Here is a 14,584-nt window from a genome sequence, read left to right as displayed (position 1 = left end):
CCTCTAATGCAGATTGGTCTGGGCGCCCATGCCCTTCTCGTCGAGCACCGCGCCTTGGCGATAGCGGTCGAGACGGAAGGGCCTGATCAGATCGCTCGGCTCGTCCTTGGCGATGAGATGGGCGAAGGCCTCGCCGGAGGCGGGCGTCGCTTTGAAGCCGCCATAGCACCAGCCGCAATTGAGATAGAGCCCGGCGATGTCGGTCCTGTCGAAGATGGGCGAGCCATCCATCGACATGTCGAGCAGCCCCGCCCAGCTTCGCAGGACGCGCAGCCGTGCAAGATTGGGGAAGAGCGCAAGCCCGCCTTCGGCCACGTCCTCCACCACCGGCAGATTGCCGCGCTGGGCGTAGGAATTGTAGCCGTCGACATCGCCGCCGAACACGAGGCCGCCTTTGTCCGACTGGCTGACATAGAAATGGCCTGCGCCGAAGGTTACCACCTGGTCGATCAGCGGCTTGATGCCCTCGGTGACGAAAGCCTGGATGACATGCGCCTCGATCGGCAGCCGCAGGCCGGCAAGTGCCGCGACGCGTGATGTGCTGCCGGCGACGGCAAGCCCAACTTTGGACGCGCCGATATATCCGCGGGTCGTCTCGACGCCCTTGATGCTGCCCTGCTCGATGCGGAAGCCGGTGACCTCGCAATTCTCGATGATGTCCACGCCAAGAGCATCGGCGGCGCGGGCGTAGCCCCAAACGACGGCGTCGTGGCGAACCGTGCCGCCGCGGCGCTGCATCAGCGCGCCACGAATAGGGAACCGCGCATTGTCGAAATCGGCGAAGGGCAAATAGTCGCGCACCTGGTCGCGCGTCAAAAGCTCGGCATCGACACCGGCAAGACGCATGGCGTTGCCGCGCCGCGCATAGGCGTTCCGCTGCGGGTCCGAGTGGAAGACGTTGAGGATGCCGCGCTGGCTTACCATGGTGTTGAAGTTGAGTTCTTGCGCGAGCCCCTCCCAGAGCTTCATCGAGCGCTCGTAGAAGGCGGTGTTTGCCGGCAAGAGGTAGTTGGAGCGAATGATGGTGGTGTTCCGCCCGATATTGCCCGAGCCGAGATAGCTCTTCTCCAGCACGGCGACATTGGTGATGCCGTACTGCTTGGCGAGGTAGTAAGCCGTGGCGAGGCCATGCCCGCCGCCGACAATGACCACGTCATAGGCAGGCTTCGGCTCCGGCTTGCGCCAGGCTTGGCCCCAGCCGCGGTTGCCGGCAAGCCCTTGCTTTAGGAGAGAGAAGGCCGAGTAGCGCATGGCACATCTTGAGCTTGCGCGCATGCACTTATTGACACTTAGCGACGTCTGATTGACAATTTACGACATGGGCAAAAAGCAGGTGCAAGCCAGCGCGCAGTCGGTCGGCTTTCTGCTCGTGCCTGGCTTTGCGCTGATGTCCTACGCCGCGGCAATCGAGCCTTTGCGCGCAGCAAACCTCATCTCGGGCAAGCCGCTCTATCGCTGGTGGCACGCAGCACCCGGCGGCAAGCCGGTGATGGCCTCGAACGGGCTGACCATCATTCCCGATACCGGGGTCGGCACCGACCGCGACGCCGATATGCTGTTCGTCTGCGCCGGCGGCAATCCCGCGACCTTCAACGACAGGCACGTGTTTGCCTGGCTGCGCAAGCTCGCGCGCCGCGGCGTGACCATCGGCGGCATCTCGGGCGGACCCTACATCCTCGCGCGCGCCGGACTGCTCGACGGCCGCCGCGTCACGCTCCATTGGGAGCACCAGCCGGCCTTCAGCGAAGCCTTTCCGGAGATTGCCGTGGCGCCCTCTCTGTTCGAGATCGACGGCAACAGCATCACCTGCTCGGGCGGCATCTCGGCGCTCGACATGATGGTGGCGCTGATCGAGCGCGATCACGGCCGCCAGCTTGCCGCTGCGGTCGGCGACTGGTTCCTGCACACCCACATCCGCGAGGGCATGGGCCCGCAGCGTATGGACCTCCGGGTCCGGCTCGGCATTGCCGACGAGAAGCTGTTACGCGTGCTCCGCCGCATGCAGGGCAACATCGAGGCGCCGCAGCCGCGCGCCGAATTGGCGCGCATCGCCTGCGTCTCGGTCAGGCAGCTCGAGCGCCTGTTCCGGCGTCACCTCGGCCACGGCATCCACAGGCAATATTCTTCCATGCGGCTTGAACGGGCGCGGCAGCTATTGCGGGAGACGACGCTGCCGGTGCTCGACGTGGCGATAGCGACCGGCTTCTCCTCGTCAAGTCAGTTCGCCCGCGCCTATAGACGGAACTTCGGCGAGCCGCCAAGCCGCACCCGGCTCAGCGGCTAGGCCGGCTAGCCGCCCACACACGCCGCGGCGCGATCGAGCAACAATTTGCGTTCGCGCTCGTTTTGCGTGAGTGCAGCCGCGCGTTCGAATTCGGCGCGGGCCTCATCGAGCCGGCCGAGTTTCCGCAGCAAATCCCCCCGCACGCTCGGCAGCAAATGATAGCTCTTGAGCGCGGGCTCCGCACTAAGCGCATCGACGACTTCGAGGCCGGCCTTCGGACCGAACAACATCGCCAACGCCACCGCGCGATTGAGCTCGACGATCGGCGAAGGCGTGATCTCGACAAGCGCCCCATAGAGCCCCACAATCCGTGCCCAATCCGTTTCCTCAGCCCTAGGGGCGCGCGCGTGGCAAGCCGCGATCGCGGCCTGCAAGGCGTAAGGACCCGCCATGCGCTTGGACGTGCTGGCCAGCGCTTCCGCACGCGCCAGCGCGGCAAGACCGCGGCGGATGAGCAGACGATCCCAGCGCGCGCGATCCTGATCGAGCAGCAGCACCGGCTCGCCCGACGGGCCGTTGCGGGCACCGAAGCGCGACGCTTGGATCTCCATGAGGGCGACAAGGCCATAGACCTCCGGCTCCTCACGGGCAAAGTCCGGCCAAGATCCTGCCAAGGCGCAGCGCTTCCTCGCAAAGCTGTGGACGCATCCAGTCGTCGCCGGCGGTGGCTGAATAGCCTTCGTTGAAGATCAGGTAGACCACCGCGAGCACGGAAGACAGCCGCGCCGCGCGTTCATCCCCGCGCGGAACCTCGAACGGCACATTTTTCGCGCTCAAGGTGCGTTTGGCCCGGACGATCCGCTGAGCGATGGTCGGCTCGGGGACCAGGAACGCCCGAGCGATCTCCTCGGTCGTCAGGCCTCCAAGCAGGCGCAGCGTGAGCACGATCTGCGCCTCGGTCGAAAGCACCGGATGGCAGGCCGTGAACACAAGCCGGAGGAGATCGTCGCCAATATCGTCGTCGAGCGCGGCATCGAAATCGGGCTGCGCCAGCTCCTGCTCAATCTCAAGCTCGTAACCGAGTTCCCGGTGTTTTCGTTCGAGCAGCTTGTTGCGGCGGAAGTGATCGATGGCCCGATGCTTCGCCGCTGCCATGAGCCAAGCGCCTGGATTTTCCGGGATACCCGACTTGGGCCATTGATCGAGCGCCGCAACGAGGGCCTCCTGCGCGAGGTCCTCGGCGACGCCGACGTCGCGCACCATGCGGGTGAGACCGGCGATCAGCTTCGCCTGCTCGATCCGAAAGACCGCGTCGATCGCCCGGTGTGTGTCGGTAGCCGTCACCGGCTACCGACTAACGCACCTTCCTGCAATGCCGCAAGCCGCGCTAAACTGCGGCCGCCTGCGCCTCGCGGGCCTGGTCGCACAGCTTTTCCCCTGGCCCAGCGATCTGCCGGACCTCGCACTCACCCTCCCAGCCGGGAAGGTGCTTCTTGTGCAGATCCATGAACCGGGTGGTCCATATCAGCATCTCGGCCTTCGACGGCGCGTCGAAGATTGCGAAACCGCCGACCACTTCCTTGGCCTCCGTGAATGGCCCGTCCATCACCGACACTTTGCCTGCCGAAAGTCGCACGCGGGCGCCGGCGGAAGTCGGGTGCAGCCCAACGCCCTCGACCATCACGCAGCCTTCCTTGCTCGCCTCTTGCACGAGTTGGTCCATGGCGTCCAGGAACGCCTTTGGCGGCATACCGGCCATTCCTTCGATTGACTTGACCATCGAAATGAATCGCATTGTCGTTTCTCCTTGTGGTGCTTGTTTGACGCTTGGGGTTCGTGACGAGGCGATGGTCACGATTGTTTAGTGCCCCAGCCCTTTTTGCATCTCGGCGAACCCGGCCGCCGCTTTCTGTACGTCAGCAGGAAAGTCCGACATCTCCTGCACCTGGCGAATCTCGATCACCTCGTTTTCGCCGGCCGGACAGCGCTTGGCCCATTCAACCGCCTCTGCCTTGGAGTTCACCTCGATCATCCAGTAGCCGCCGATGACCTCCTTCGCCTCGGTGAAGGGACCGTCGGTGACCTTGGGCTTGCCTCCGGGGAAGGAGACGCGCGCGCCCACCGATGGCGGGTGCAGACCGTCAAGCGCGAGCAGCACGCCCGCCTTTTGCAGAGATTCGTTGTACTTCATCATCGCTTCAACGGCTTTGGCGTCCGGCGCGGTGCCCGGCGCCGCCTTCTCGTATCCCTTGGGGATCATCAGCATCATGAATCGCATGTCGTGTTCCTCGTTTCGTAGCTGGCTGCTTCTACCCGACGCCCATTTCGCGAAACCGGTCGATCGCTTCGCTCTCGCCGAAATCCTCGAGCTCGAAGACTTGGCGCACCTCGATCTCGCAGTCTCCACCGTCGATGGTGGGATTGGGAAAGCGCCTAGACCATTCGGCCGCTTCCTCGCGCGACTTCACCTGAATCATCGTGTAGCCCGCGATCAGCTCCTTTGCCTCGGTGAAGGGCCCGTCGATCGGAGTGCGCTTGCCCCCGGAATATTTGACGCGCCAGCCCTTCGAGCTCGGCTGCAGCCCGCTGGCATCGAGCAGGACGCCAGCCTTGACCAGTTGCTCGTGATAGTCGGCCATGGCGGCGAAGAGCTCCTCCGGCGGCCTTGTGCCCGCTTCGGAGTCCTTGGTGGCTTTGACCAAAATCATGAATCGCATTGTCGCCTCTCCTACTGGTTCGGAGTCTGGCGCCCGTCCCGGAATGCCTGGCTCTACCGTCACGTCGAACGACACCGGTAGGAATCGACAAGCCGGATCAATTTTTTTTTGCGAGAGAGCACAAAGGGTCCTCCCTCCCCGAAGGAGGGGAGCAAACCCTAGAATTTGGCCGGAAACTTGTTACCCGCTGGCCTGGGTCCACCTTGCCCCTAGCAGTCGAGCGTGGTGCGCCGCTCCCACTCGGTGAGCTGACCGGCATATTCGTTCCAGTCGGCACGCTTGAGCTTGAGGTAGGCGGAAATGAACGGCTCGCCCAAGCCCTTGCGCATGACGCTGGACGCTTCCAGCGCGCGGAGCGCATCGAGCAGATTGAGCGGCAGCTTCTTGGCGTTCTTCACCGTGTGCCCTTCGGCATACATGTCGATGTCGAGGCGCTCGCCCGGATCGCGCTTGTTTTCGATGCCGTCGAGACCAGCGATCAGCACGGCGGCCTGTAGGGCGTAAGGATTGGTCGCGCCATCGGCGAGCCTGAACTCGAAGCGGCCGGCGTCGGGAATGCGGATCATGTGGGTGCGGTTGTTGCCGGTATAGGTCACCGTGTTCGGCGACCAGGTCGCGCCGGAGGTTGTCCGCGGCGCGTTGATGCGCTTATAGGAGTTGACCGTTGGATTGGTGATGGCGGTGAGCGCTTCCGCCGAGTTCATCAACCCGGCGATGAACTGATAGCCGAGCTTCGACAGTCCCATCGGGTCGTTCGCGTCTTCGAACAGGTTCTTGCCGTCCTTCGACCACACCGATACGTGCACGTGGCAGCCATTGCCGGTGAGCGTCGGGAACGGCTTCGGCATGAAGGTGGCGCGAAGCCCGTGCTTTTCGGCGATCGACTTCGTCATATATTTGAAGAAGGCGTGCTTGTCGGCGGTCTTCAGCGCATCGTCATACTGCCAGTTCATCTCGAACTGGCCGTTCGCGTCTTCGTGGTCGTTCTGATACGGGTTCCAACCGAGCTCCAGCATGGAGTCGCAGATTTCGCTGATCACGTCGTAGCGGCGCATCAGCGCCTGCTGGTCGTAGCAGGGCTTGGCTTGATGGTCGCCGCTGTCCGAGATGGTCGAGCCGTCCGGGCTGATGAGGAAGAACTCGCACTCCACGCCGGTCTTGAGGATGTAGCCCTTGGCGGCGGCATCGGCGACCACGCGCTTCAGCACGTTGCGCGGCGCCTGCTCGACGAGCTTGCCGTTCATGTACGGATCGGCGGCGAGCCAGCCGACCTCCTTCCGCCACGGAAGCTGAATCAAACTGTCGGCATCGGGGATGGCGAGCACGTCCGGATCGGCCGGCGTCATATCGAGCCAGCTGGCGAAGCCGGCAAATCCGGCTCCGTTCTTCGCCATCTCTCCGATCGCCGCTGCCGGCACGAGCTTCGCCCGCATGGTGCCGAAGAGGTCGACATAGCTGATGAGGAAGTACTTGATTCCCTTTACTTTTGCGGTCTTGGCCAGGTCCGTCATGTGTTACTCCCGCTGGGGCGTCACGCGCCCGGTATCCAGTTCGTGCCGGCGAGCGGCACTTGCGCCATCGCCGCAGATTCGACAGTTAGCGCCACGAGATCTTCCGGCTCGAGATTATGCACGTGGCTCTTGCCGCAGGCGCGCGCGATGGTCTGTGTCTCGAGCGTCAGTACCGAGAGATAATTGGCGAGCCGGCGCCCGCCCGCAACAGGATCGAAGCGCTGCATCAGCTCAGGGTCCTGGGTTGTGATGCCGGCAGGGTCGCGGCCCTCGTGGTAGTCGTCATAGGCGCCGGCTCTCGAGCCGATCTTGCGATATTCCTCGTCGAGATGCGGGGCGTTGTCGCCAAGCGCGATCAACGCCGCGGTGCCGATCGAGGCGGCGTCGGCGCCGAGCGCCAAGGCCTTGGCCACGTCGGCGCCATTGCGAATGCCGCCCGACACGATGAGCTGCACCTTGCGGTGCATGTCGAGCTCTTGCAGAGCCTGCACCGCCGGCCGGATAGCGGAGAGGATCGGGAGACCCACATGCTCGATGAAGACTTCCTGCGTTGCCGCGGTGCCTCCTTGCATGCCGTCGAGCACCACCACATCGGCGCCTGCCTTTACCGCGAGCGCCGTGTCGTAGTAAGGCCGGGCGGCGCCGATCTTGATATAGATCGGCTTCTCCCAGTCGGTGATCTCGCGCAATTCCTCGATCTTGATCTGAAGATCGTCAGGGCCGGTCCAGTCCGGATGGCGGCAGGCCGAGCGCTGGTCGATGCCCTCAGGCAGCGTGCGCATTTCCGCCACGCGCTTTGAAATCTTCTGCCCAAGCAGCATGCCGCCGCCGCCAGGCTTCGCCCCCTGGCCGACGACGATCTCGATGGCGTCGGCTTTGCGCAAATGATCCGGGTTCATGCCATAGCGCGAGGGGAGCATCTGGTAGACGAGCGTCTTCGAGCTTTGACGTTCCTCCTCGGTCATGCCGCCGTCGCCGGTGGTGGTGGACGTGCCCATGATCGAGGCGCCGCGCCCGAGCGCTTCCTTGGCCTGGCCCGACAGCGAGCCGAAGCTCATGCCGGCAATGGTGATCGGAATCCTGAGATGGATCGGCTTCTTGGCGAAGCGCGTGCCAAGCATCACGTCGGTCGCGCATTTCTCGCGGTAGCCTTCGAGCGGATAGCGGCTGATCGAGGCGCCGAGAAACAAAAGATCGTCGAAATGGGGGACTTTGCGCTTGGCGCCAAAGCCGCGAATGTCGTAGATGCCGGTCGCGGCGGCGCGATGGATCTCCGCGATCGAATGCTCGTCGAAAGTCGCGGAGTAGCGCGGCGGCGTATGCACCCAGCGGGTTTCGGCGCCCATCAATACGCCTCCAGATTGTCCATGTGGAAGTGGTAGAGTTGCCGCGCCGAGCCGTAGCGGCGGAACTCTGAGGGATCAACTTCGCTGGCCAAGCCAGCATCCTCCAGTAACTTGCCGATCGTCTTCTTGTGCTCGTCGCGGAGCGGCTTCTCGACACAGTCGGAGCCAAGGCTGTTCACCTTGCCGCGCACGAAGAGACGGGCCTCATAGAGCGAATCGCCGAGCGCATCGCCGGTGTCACCAAGCACCAAGAGGGTTCCAGCTTGTGCCATGAAGGCCGACATGTGCCCGACCGACCCCTTGACCACGATGTCGATGCCGCGGGCTGAGATGCCGCACCGGCTCGAAGCGTTGCCGTCGATCACGAGCAGCCCGCCGCAGCCGGTTGCGCCGGCGGAGGCCGAGGCGTCGCCTTTGACGTGCACCCGGCCCGACATCATGTTCTCGGCGAGGCCGACGCCGGCGCTGCCGTTTATGATGATATTGGCCCGTTTGTTCATGCCGGCGCAGTAATAGCCGGCATTGCCGTCGATCTCGATGGTGACCGGCGCGTCGACGCCGGCGGCGATGGCATGGCGGCCGCGCGGATTGAGCACGCGGAAATGGGTGTTGTTGGTCCCCCCCGCGAGTTCATGCAGCATTTGATTGAATTCACGGAGCGAGGTGACCTCCAGATCGATGGTCGGCATCAATGCCGTTCCCAGAAGTAAACGGTAGCCGGCTTAGGCTCCCACACATTTGCCTTCTCGATGCCGGGAAGTCCGGCGAGCGCGCGATATTCCGAGCCGAAAGCAACATAGTCGTCGGTCTCGGCCATGACCGCCGGCTTGCAAGCGATTGGATCGCGCAACACGCCGAAGCCGTCCTCGGTGCCGACCACGAAGGTGTAGAAGCCGTCGAGGTCGTCGAGCGAATGCTTGAGAGCGTCGCCCAGGCTGTCGCCCTGGCTGATCCGCCAGGTGAGGTAACCTGCGGCAACTTCGGTGTCGTTGTCCGTCTCGAAGCTCAAGCCGTTGCGCTTGAGCTTCCGCCGGAGCGCGTTGTGATTGGACAGCGAGCCGTTATGCACCAGGCACTGATCGCGGCCCGTTGAGAAGGGATGGGCGCCATCGGTGGTGACCGCAGATTCAGTGGCCATGCGGGTGTGGGCAATGCCATGCGACCCGGCCATGCTCTCAAGATGAAAGCGCCTGCCCACGGCGTCCGGGCGGCCCACTTCCTTGTAGATTTCCATGCGCGTGCCTGAGCCCACGATCCGCACATCGTCGCCGATTGCCTCAATAATCTTCCGGGCTATTTGCTCGGCGCCCTCCGGGACGATGAAGACGCCGTGGCTCTCGCGAATGTCAACCGGCACGGAAGAGCCGACGGCCTCCGACAGCCGGCCGGCGAGGCTCGCGAAGTCATAGTTCGGCGACATCGCCCGCACCGTGAGCTTCACGTGGCCGCGATCACCTGCCCCATAGACCGCGAAGCCGGCGCTGTCCGGCCCGCGGTCGCACATGGTGGCGAGCATGCCCGACATCATTTTGCCGAGCTCGGGCTTAAGCGCCTCGTTCTTCAGGAAAAGACCCACGATTCCGCACATTCTCCACCGCCGCTTTATTGATTAACCCCGCTGCCAGCGAAGGTAATGGCGGGGCCGAGCCCTTGTCAACTGTCAGGAATAATAATTTCCTGTAAAGAAACCAGCCGGGAAGGACTCAGGTTCGCGGATAGATGATGATGGAAAGGTAGGTCATGGGCAGCTTGGTCAGCTCTTCCGGCCCATGCAGCGCCGCAGCATCGAAGAACAGCGCATCGCCCGCCGCCAATGGATAGGCCTTGTCGGCGTGGCGGTAAAGTACCTTGCCGGTCAGCATATAGATAAATTCGACGCCGGCATGCTGAAACATGGTGTAGGGCTTGGCCTCCTCGGTGAGGGTGATCAGGTAAGGCTCGACCACGACCTCGCCCGAAATCGAATGGCCGAGCAGCTGATATTGATGTCCGGCCTTGGTGCCGCGCCGCTCGATGGTCACGCCTTGTCCGGCGCGCACATGCGAGCAGTCGCGTTGTTCCTCATAGCTCGCAAAGAACGTGGTGAGCGGCACGTTGAGCGCGCGCGCCAGCGCTTCAAGGCTGTCGATCGACGCCGACACCGCTCCGTTCTCGATCTTGGAAAGCATGCCCGCCGACAGCCCCGCCTGGTCGGCGAGTTCGGCGCCGGTCAAATCGAGCTTGCGGCGAAGGTTGCGCACCTGTGTGCCGATCGCCTCGGCGATCGACAGGCTCGCAGCCGGCTGCGGCGCGAGCGACCCTGTCTTGAGCGCGCTGCCGTCGCGCTTTGGCGCGGGCGCGTGGAGCTTTGACTTTCGGGCCTTCGGCGCCAAGTTTCCCCTAGCCATATGCCTGCTCTTTCGTACCCAAAGCCTGCCAGCACCATGCGAGCACTTCGACCCTTTGCCGCGAAGCTGTCAACCATCATTTCTCCACAGGAAACACACGCGTTCGAGAGATCGAGGCGCCGGAATAGATTGTCCGCTTTGTGCCATTAACGGATGATGCTAACGGAAGCCTGATTATCCCCGCCTTCTCAATCGACTAGAAAACTCCGGGAACTGGAACGTGGCCGTTAGCGTCGCTCCTTATCTCAGCGCTCACGATCTCTCCGTGCTGATCGATTTTCTGCTTTTCGCCATCACGCTCGCCTGTGTCGCCATCTTTCATCGCCATACGCTCGCCGCAGCCCTCATCGGCCTCGGCGTTATCACGCTCAAGAAGCTTTTGGGCACCGGCTTTAACGAGGGCCCGGGCCTGGCAGGCCTTTTGGCGCATTACGAGCATGAATGGGTTTTGATCGTGAACCTGTTTCTGCTTCTGGTCGGGTTTGCGCTCCTCGCCCGCCATTTCGAGGCAAGCCGCGTGCCTGATTGGATGCCGGCGGCCCTGCCTGACAATTGGACCGGCGGTTTGATGCTTCTGGTCCTCGTGTTCGTGATCTCCTCATTCCTCGACAATATCGCCGCGGCCCTGATCGGCGCGACCGTGGCGAGGCATGTGTTCAAAGGCCGCGTCCGCATCGGTTACCTCGCGGCGATCGTCGCCGCGTCCAATGCCGGCGGTTCGGGCAGCGTCATCGGCGACACCACGACGACGATGATGTGGATCGCCGGTGCCAACCCCTTGCAAGTGCTTCATGCCTATGTGGCGGCTGCCTGTGCGCTGCTCGTCACGGGCATCCCGGCGGCGCTGGCACAACAGAAATATGCGCCTATGGTCAAAGATCCGCCGTCGGGTCTGCACATCTCGTTCAGGCATGTCGCCGTGGTCGTGATGGTGCTCGCATCGGCGATCGCCGCCAATGTCGGGGCACATCTGCTCGACGCCCATGTTCTGGACGAGATACCGCTGATCGGGCTTGCAGTCGCGGCGGCGCTTCTCCTGACCGCCCCGATGGCGCGGCCTGATTGGTCCATCGTTCCCTACGCCGCACGCGGCGCGCTGTTTCTCATCGCTCTTGTCTCCGCGGCATCCATGATGCCCGTCAAATCCCTGCCGGCGCCGAGCTGGGAGACAGCGCTTGGGCTAGGCTTCGTCTCGGCCGTGTTCGACAATATTCCGCTGACCGCGCTCGCCCTAAAGCAGGGCAACTATGATTGGGGTTTCCTGGCGTACGCCGTGGGGTTCGGCGGCTCGATGATCTGGTTCGGATCGTCCGCCGGCGTCGCGGTTGCGGGACTGATGCCCGAAGCGAGATCCGCGGCCCGCTGGCTGAAAGAGGGCTGGCCCGTCGCCCTTGCCTATGTCGCTGGGTTCTTCCTCATGCTTGCGCTGCTTGACTGGAACCCTGAGCCTCTAGCGCGAACAGGATGACGGCGAGAGCCCGGCCTCCGTACACCGGTCGCTCTACCGCTTCGTCTCATCTTCTCGGTAGCGGCTGAGTTTACGTTCCCGAGCCAAAATAAGGGAGGGGCGCCAGCGGTGAACGCCGGCGCCCTTAAACGCGCCTTTTATGCCAGTCCTCTAATAGTAGCGATCAATCGAGGACCTGGTTTCGTCGCCGCTCCGGTCGGCCGACATATCGGCCTCGATTTCTTCATTTTCCTGTCGCGTCTGGATGATGTGCCAGCCGATCCAGAAGATGAATCCTAGGATGACCAGAAGCACTTCCCATCCCTGGAAAGGATAGATTGCGCCGACATCCTTGAGGTCGACAGCCCAGCTCGTCATTCCATTGGTCGACATTTCTTCTCTCCTCTCGGATCTCTATTTGATCATCGCTTTCTCGACCGTGCCCACTTCGCGGACCGACTCCATGAAAGCGTGGTTGAGCGCAAAGTCGACGCCCTCGAGCTCGACTTTCGTCGGCACGCGCAACAGGCCCATTGCATCCATGATCTTGCAGGCGATCAAGATCGGGATGAAGCCGAGCATGAACATCAAGACAGCACCGGCGAAATTGCCGAGCGGATTGATATGCGCGAAGCCTTCATAGGGAGAGGACGGCTGCCCCCACAGCATGAAGCCCGCAACGACCACGCCGAAGAATCCGCCGTAGCCGTGCACCGCGACAGCGCCCACCGCATCGTCGATCTTGAACCGGCGTTCGACGAAATAGTGCAGCTTGTAGCAGATCACCGGAACGATGGCGCCGATAAGCATGGCTTGGATCGGATGATAGAGATCGTTGCCGGCCGAGGCGGAAATGATGCCGCACAACCCGCATGAGAACGTCCAGTAAGGATCGCCCTTGGAGACGAGATAGCCACCCATCATGCCGCCCGCCAGCGACATCAGGAAGTTAAACGTGATCGCCGAAAGCGTGGTCGGTGCGAGATAGATATTTGTCGCCGTCCACGTGGTGCCGGTGATCTGTCCCGCGATCGTTTCCGGGCCAATAATCGGAATGTTGCACGCGGCATAGAACCCCCAGAAGCCGGTGTAGATCAGGAACAGGCCGATCGTTACCAGCCAGACATTGTGGGGAGGGATGTCGCGCGGCGTCCCGTCAGGCCGGAATTTGCCGATGCGGGGACCGAGAACAATCAAAAAGGCAAGGGCGGCGCCGCCCGCAATGGCATGGACCACGCCGGAGGCATAGGCGTCATGATAGCCCCACAGCTTCACCATCCAGCCTTGCGGATGCCAACCCCAGGCCGCATCGAGGATCCATAAAACCGAGCCGATCAGCACGGCCACGACCCAGAATGCACCCGAACGCGCTCGCTCGATGATGGATCCCGAGATGATCGAGGCGGTCGTGATCGAGAACAGGAGGAAGGCGCCCCAGAACACGCCATTGAGGCGGTGCCAAATCAGGGCATCGGCCGGCGTGACTCCGGTTTCATTGGCGTTGACGCCGGAGAGATGCGCCGCCATCAGCGGATTCCAAGGTTCGGAGTATGGTGCCGGAATCAATCCGCCGGTAATTCCCGGTCCGTTCGGAAACGCAAAGTAGATCCACCAGCCGAAGAGGAAAAAGGTGACGGTCACGATCGGGATCGCCATCGCATTCTTCATCAGCGTTTTGAGATGGTTACGTCGGCGAGACACGCCGACTTCATACGTACAGAAGCCAACATGGATGAGAAACATGAAGACGATCGTCACGAAGTAGTAGAATTCGGTGAAGATCGTCGTCAGTGCATTGAGATTGCCTTCCATCTGATTTACCCCCTTTTCCCCAATGCCCCGGCACGACGTCGCAGACGACCGTGCCCAGCGGCGCCCGATGGACGATTCAACTACACTTTTGCCTTCCTCGTTGGGTTTCGCAGGCCACTGCCCGTGCGGTCTCCGGCACGGCAAGTTCTGCTGGGTCCCCTCCCCTTGTCGGCCTAACAACAATGCTAGGCTTCCGCCGGGAACTCGTCAACCACGGTGAAATAAGATTTCCTCTAGGTAAAATAGAGACATGGCACGCGCGGAACGCTTTCGAAAACGCCCTTCGGCCCACGCCATTCGCGATCATTTTCTCGCCTGGCAGTGCCGCATCCGCCAGGTCGCCATGCGCGAGCAGGGCGGCCGCCCCTCTCCCGGCATGCGTCCGCGGATCCTCGATACGCAGCGGCGCGAGCTCGCGCCAGCCTTGACCGTGCTGCTGATCCCGAAGGAGCCGGAGGAGAGCACGGCCTTCTTCCGCTTTCAGGTGATGAAGACGCCAGATCCGCGCGACGTTTACGAGCGCGCTTTGGCCTTCCTCCAGGCTGATTTTTTTCAGGAGCCCGAGGCCTTCAGCGACAGGATGGTGGCCGTGCTGCCTCGGGACGCTGCGCTGGCAGCCGCGCTGCTCGATGACGGCGCTTGCGCGTTGGAATTCGTCCAGTTGGGACAAAGCTATCGCATCGCCGCCAAAGTGCGCGCGTTGAAATCCGTAGATCCCGCTCGCGAAGCAGCGATTTGGCATAACCGTCTGTTTAATCCCGCCCTGCCTGACACCGTGCATGTGCTCGGTCTCCAACCCGACTGGGATTCGGCCCGGGCCGATCCAGAGCCCGCCGGCCGAACGTCACGCTCCGTCTAGAATTTGCGATACGCTCTATTCAGTTCCATAAGAGGATGGTTTGGCGAGGTTTGGAAACGCACCAAGAGCTCCCGCGCCAACATGTCGCGGTCCTGCTGATTGTCGGGCAAATTCATCGACTTAGGGATGCGCACCCAGCCATTGATGTTGCGGTCGAAGATGGCGGGCTCCCCGGCCTCATAGCCCATATGCACGTCCTCGAGCCAGTTGAGGTCGTCCCAGCCCATGAACTCCATATAGGCCTTGAGGTAAGGCGTGAGCCGCTCGTAGTCGGGAAGGAG

At 62.6% G+C, this 14,584-nt stretch carries 15 protein-coding genes and 1 pseudogene; 3 read left to right on the top strand and 13 right to left on the bottom strand.

Annotation, left to right across the window (positions count from 1 at the left end; translation table 11 throughout):
• Positions 1–3: 3 nt before the first annotated feature.
• Entirely contained in the window at positions 4–1,251 is a 1,248-nt protein-coding gene (locus ACREC7_RS08115; RefSeq protein WP_431555177.1) for a sarcosine oxidase subunit beta family protein, read from the bottom strand.
• Positions 1,252–1,318: 67 nt separating this feature from the next.
• On the opposite strand from ACREC7_RS08115, the gene ACREC7_RS08110 reads away from it, so the two are divergent.
• The gene (locus ACREC7_RS08110) at positions 1,319–2,284 is read left to right on the top strand and encodes a GlxA family transcriptional regulator (protein ID WP_431555176.1); all 966 of its coding nucleotides are present in this window, start codon (positions 1,319–1,321) and stop codon (positions 2,282–2,284) included.
• A 5-nt stretch (positions 2,285–2,289) separates the two neighbouring features.
• Here the strand turns inward: ACREC7_RS08110 and ACREC7_RS08105 are convergent.
• The 9 genes and pseudogenes from ACREC7_RS08105 to ACREC7_RS08065 form a co-directional block, all read right to left on the bottom strand.
• Positions 2,290–3,568: pseudogene (locus ACREC7_RS08105) on the bottom strand (RNA polymerase sigma factor).
• Positions 3,569–3,611: 43 nt separating this feature from the next.
• A complete protein-coding gene (locus ACREC7_RS08100) occupies positions 3,612–4,019 on the bottom strand; it encodes a YciI family protein (protein ID WP_431555175.1) in 408 nt (135 codons plus the stop codon).
• Positions 4,020–4,085: 66 nt separating this feature from the next.
• Positions 4,086–4,502, bottom strand: a complete 417-nt coding sequence (locus tag ACREC7_RS08095; RefSeq protein WP_431555174.1) for a YciI family protein — start codon at positions 4,500–4,502, stop codon at positions 4,086–4,088.
• 31 nt (positions 4,503–4,533) lie between these two features.
• Complete coding sequence (locus tag ACREC7_RS08090; protein ID WP_431555173.1) at positions 4,534–4,941, bottom strand: YciI family protein; 408 nt, start codon at positions 4,939–4,941, stop codon at positions 4,534–4,536.
• 209 nt (positions 4,942–5,150) lie between these two features.
• Positions 5,151–6,452, bottom strand: a complete 1,302-nt coding sequence (gene glnT, locus ACREC7_RS08085; RefSeq protein WP_431555172.1) for a type III glutamate--ammonia ligase — start codon at positions 6,450–6,452, stop codon at positions 5,151–5,153.
• A 20-nt stretch (positions 6,453–6,472) separates the two neighbouring features.
• A complete protein-coding gene (locus ACREC7_RS08080) occupies positions 6,473–7,798 on the bottom strand; it encodes an FMN-binding glutamate synthase family protein (RefSeq protein WP_431555171.1) in 1,326 nt (441 codons plus the stop codon).
• Positions 7,798–8,487 (bottom strand): protein glxC, encoded by a 690-nt coding sequence (locus tag ACREC7_RS08075; RefSeq protein WP_431555170.1) that lies wholly within the window; start codon positions 8,485–8,487, stop codon positions 7,798–7,800. Before ACREC7_RS08075 ends, ACREC7_RS08080 begins: the two co-directional genes overlap by 1 nt.
• Complete coding sequence (locus ACREC7_RS08070; RefSeq protein ID WP_431555169.1) at positions 8,487–9,386, bottom strand: class II glutamine amidotransferase; 900 nt, start codon at positions 9,384–9,386, stop codon at positions 8,487–8,489. The genes ACREC7_RS08075 and ACREC7_RS08070 overlap by 1 nt, the downstream gene beginning before the upstream one ends.
• Before the next feature lie 115 nt (positions 9,387–9,501).
• Positions 9,502–10,185, bottom strand: a complete 684-nt coding sequence (locus ACREC7_RS08065) for a helix-turn-helix domain-containing protein (RefSeq protein ID WP_431555168.1) — start codon at positions 10,183–10,185, stop codon at positions 9,502–9,504.
• A 220-nt stretch (positions 10,186–10,405) separates the two neighbouring features.
• Here ACREC7_RS08065 and ACREC7_RS08060 point away from each other — a divergent pair, with 220 nt between their 5' ends.
• Positions 10,406–11,653: a citrate transporter gene (locus ACREC7_RS08060; protein WP_431555167.1), complete on the top strand. Its 1,248-nt coding sequence runs from the start codon at positions 10,406–10,408 to the stop codon at positions 11,651–11,653.
• A gap of 150 nt (positions 11,654–11,803) precedes the next feature.
• On the opposite strand, the gene ACREC7_RS08055 is transcribed toward ACREC7_RS08060, so the two are convergent.
• Positions 11,804–12,025, bottom strand: a complete 222-nt coding sequence (locus ACREC7_RS08055; RefSeq protein ID WP_431555166.1) for a hypothetical protein — start codon at positions 12,023–12,025, stop codon at positions 11,804–11,806.
• Positions 12,026–12,046: 21 nt separating this feature from the next.
• Positions 12,047–13,627 carry an ammonium transporter gene (locus ACREC7_RS08050; RefSeq protein ID WP_431555165.1) on the bottom strand — a complete coding sequence of 527 codons (1,581 nt, stop codon included), beginning with the start codon at positions 13,625–13,627 and terminating at the stop codon, positions 12,047–12,049.
• 67 nt (positions 13,628–13,694) lie between these two features.
• Between ACREC7_RS08050 and ACREC7_RS08045 the strand changes: the two genes are divergently transcribed.
• Positions 13,695–14,303, top strand: a complete 609-nt coding sequence (locus ACREC7_RS08045) for a hypothetical protein (RefSeq protein ID WP_431555164.1) — start codon at positions 13,695–13,697, stop codon at positions 14,301–14,303.
• On the opposite strand, the gene ACREC7_RS08040 is transcribed toward ACREC7_RS08045, so the two are convergent.
• Positions 14,300–14,584, bottom strand: a 285-nt coding sequence (locus ACREC7_RS08040; RefSeq protein WP_431555163.1) for a hypothetical protein, incomplete at its 5' end; no start/stop codon positions are given. The genes ACREC7_RS08045 and ACREC7_RS08040 overlap by 4 nt on opposite strands.

Origin of the sequence: Methyloceanibacter sp., assembly GCF_050728395.1 — a bacterium.
In the GTDB taxonomy this organism is placed as follows: domain Bacteria; phylum Pseudomonadota; class Alphaproteobacteria; order Rhizobiales; family Methyloligellaceae; genus Methyloceanibacter.
This window is presented reverse-complemented; position numbering and strand designations above follow the sequence as displayed.

Coding starts and splice junctions, on each gene's coding strand:
- ACREC7_RS08095 (WP_431555174.1), bottom strand. CDS start 4,502: ATGCGATTCATGATGCTGATGATCCCCAAGGGATACGAGAAGGCGGCG.
- ACREC7_RS08100 (WP_431555175.1), bottom strand. CDS start 4,019: ATGCGATTCATTTCGATGGTCAAGTCAATCGAAGGAATGGCCGGTATG.
- ACREC7_RS08055 (WP_431555166.1), bottom strand. CDS start 12,025: ATGTCGACCAATGGAATGACGAGCTGGGCTGTCGACCTCAAGGATGTC.
- glnT (WP_431555172.1), bottom strand. CDS start 6,452: ATGACGGACCTGGCCAAGACCGCAAAAGTAAAGGGAATCAAGTACTTC.
- ACREC7_RS08070 (WP_431555169.1), bottom strand. CDS start 9,386: ATGTGCGGAATCGTGGGTCTTTTCCTGAAGAACGAGGCGCTTAAGCCC.
- ACREC7_RS08080 (WP_431555171.1), bottom strand. CDS start 7,798: ATGGGCGCCGAAACCCGCTGGGTGCATACGCCGCCGCGCTACTCCGCG.
- ACREC7_RS08115 (WP_431555177.1), bottom strand. CDS start 1,251: ATGCGCTACTCGGCCTTCTCTCTCCTAAAGCAAGGGCTTGCCGGCAAC.
- ACREC7_RS08045 (WP_431555164.1), top strand. CDS start 13,695: ATGGCACGCGCGGAACGCTTTCGAAAACGCCCTTCGGCCCACGCCATT.
- ACREC7_RS08110 (WP_431555176.1), top strand. CDS start 1,319: ATGGGCAAAAAGCAGGTGCAAGCCAGCGCGCAGTCGGTCGGCTTTCTG.
- ACREC7_RS08065 (WP_431555168.1), bottom strand. CDS start 10,185: ATGGCTAGGGGAAACTTGGCGCCGAAGGCCCGAAAGTCAAAGCTCCAC.
- ACREC7_RS08075 (WP_431555170.1), bottom strand. CDS start 8,487: ATGCCGACCATCGATCTGGAGGTCACCTCGCTCCGTGAATTCAATCAA.
- ACREC7_RS08090 (WP_431555173.1), bottom strand. CDS start 4,941: ATGCGATTCATGATTTTGGTCAAAGCCACCAAGGACTCCGAAGCGGGC.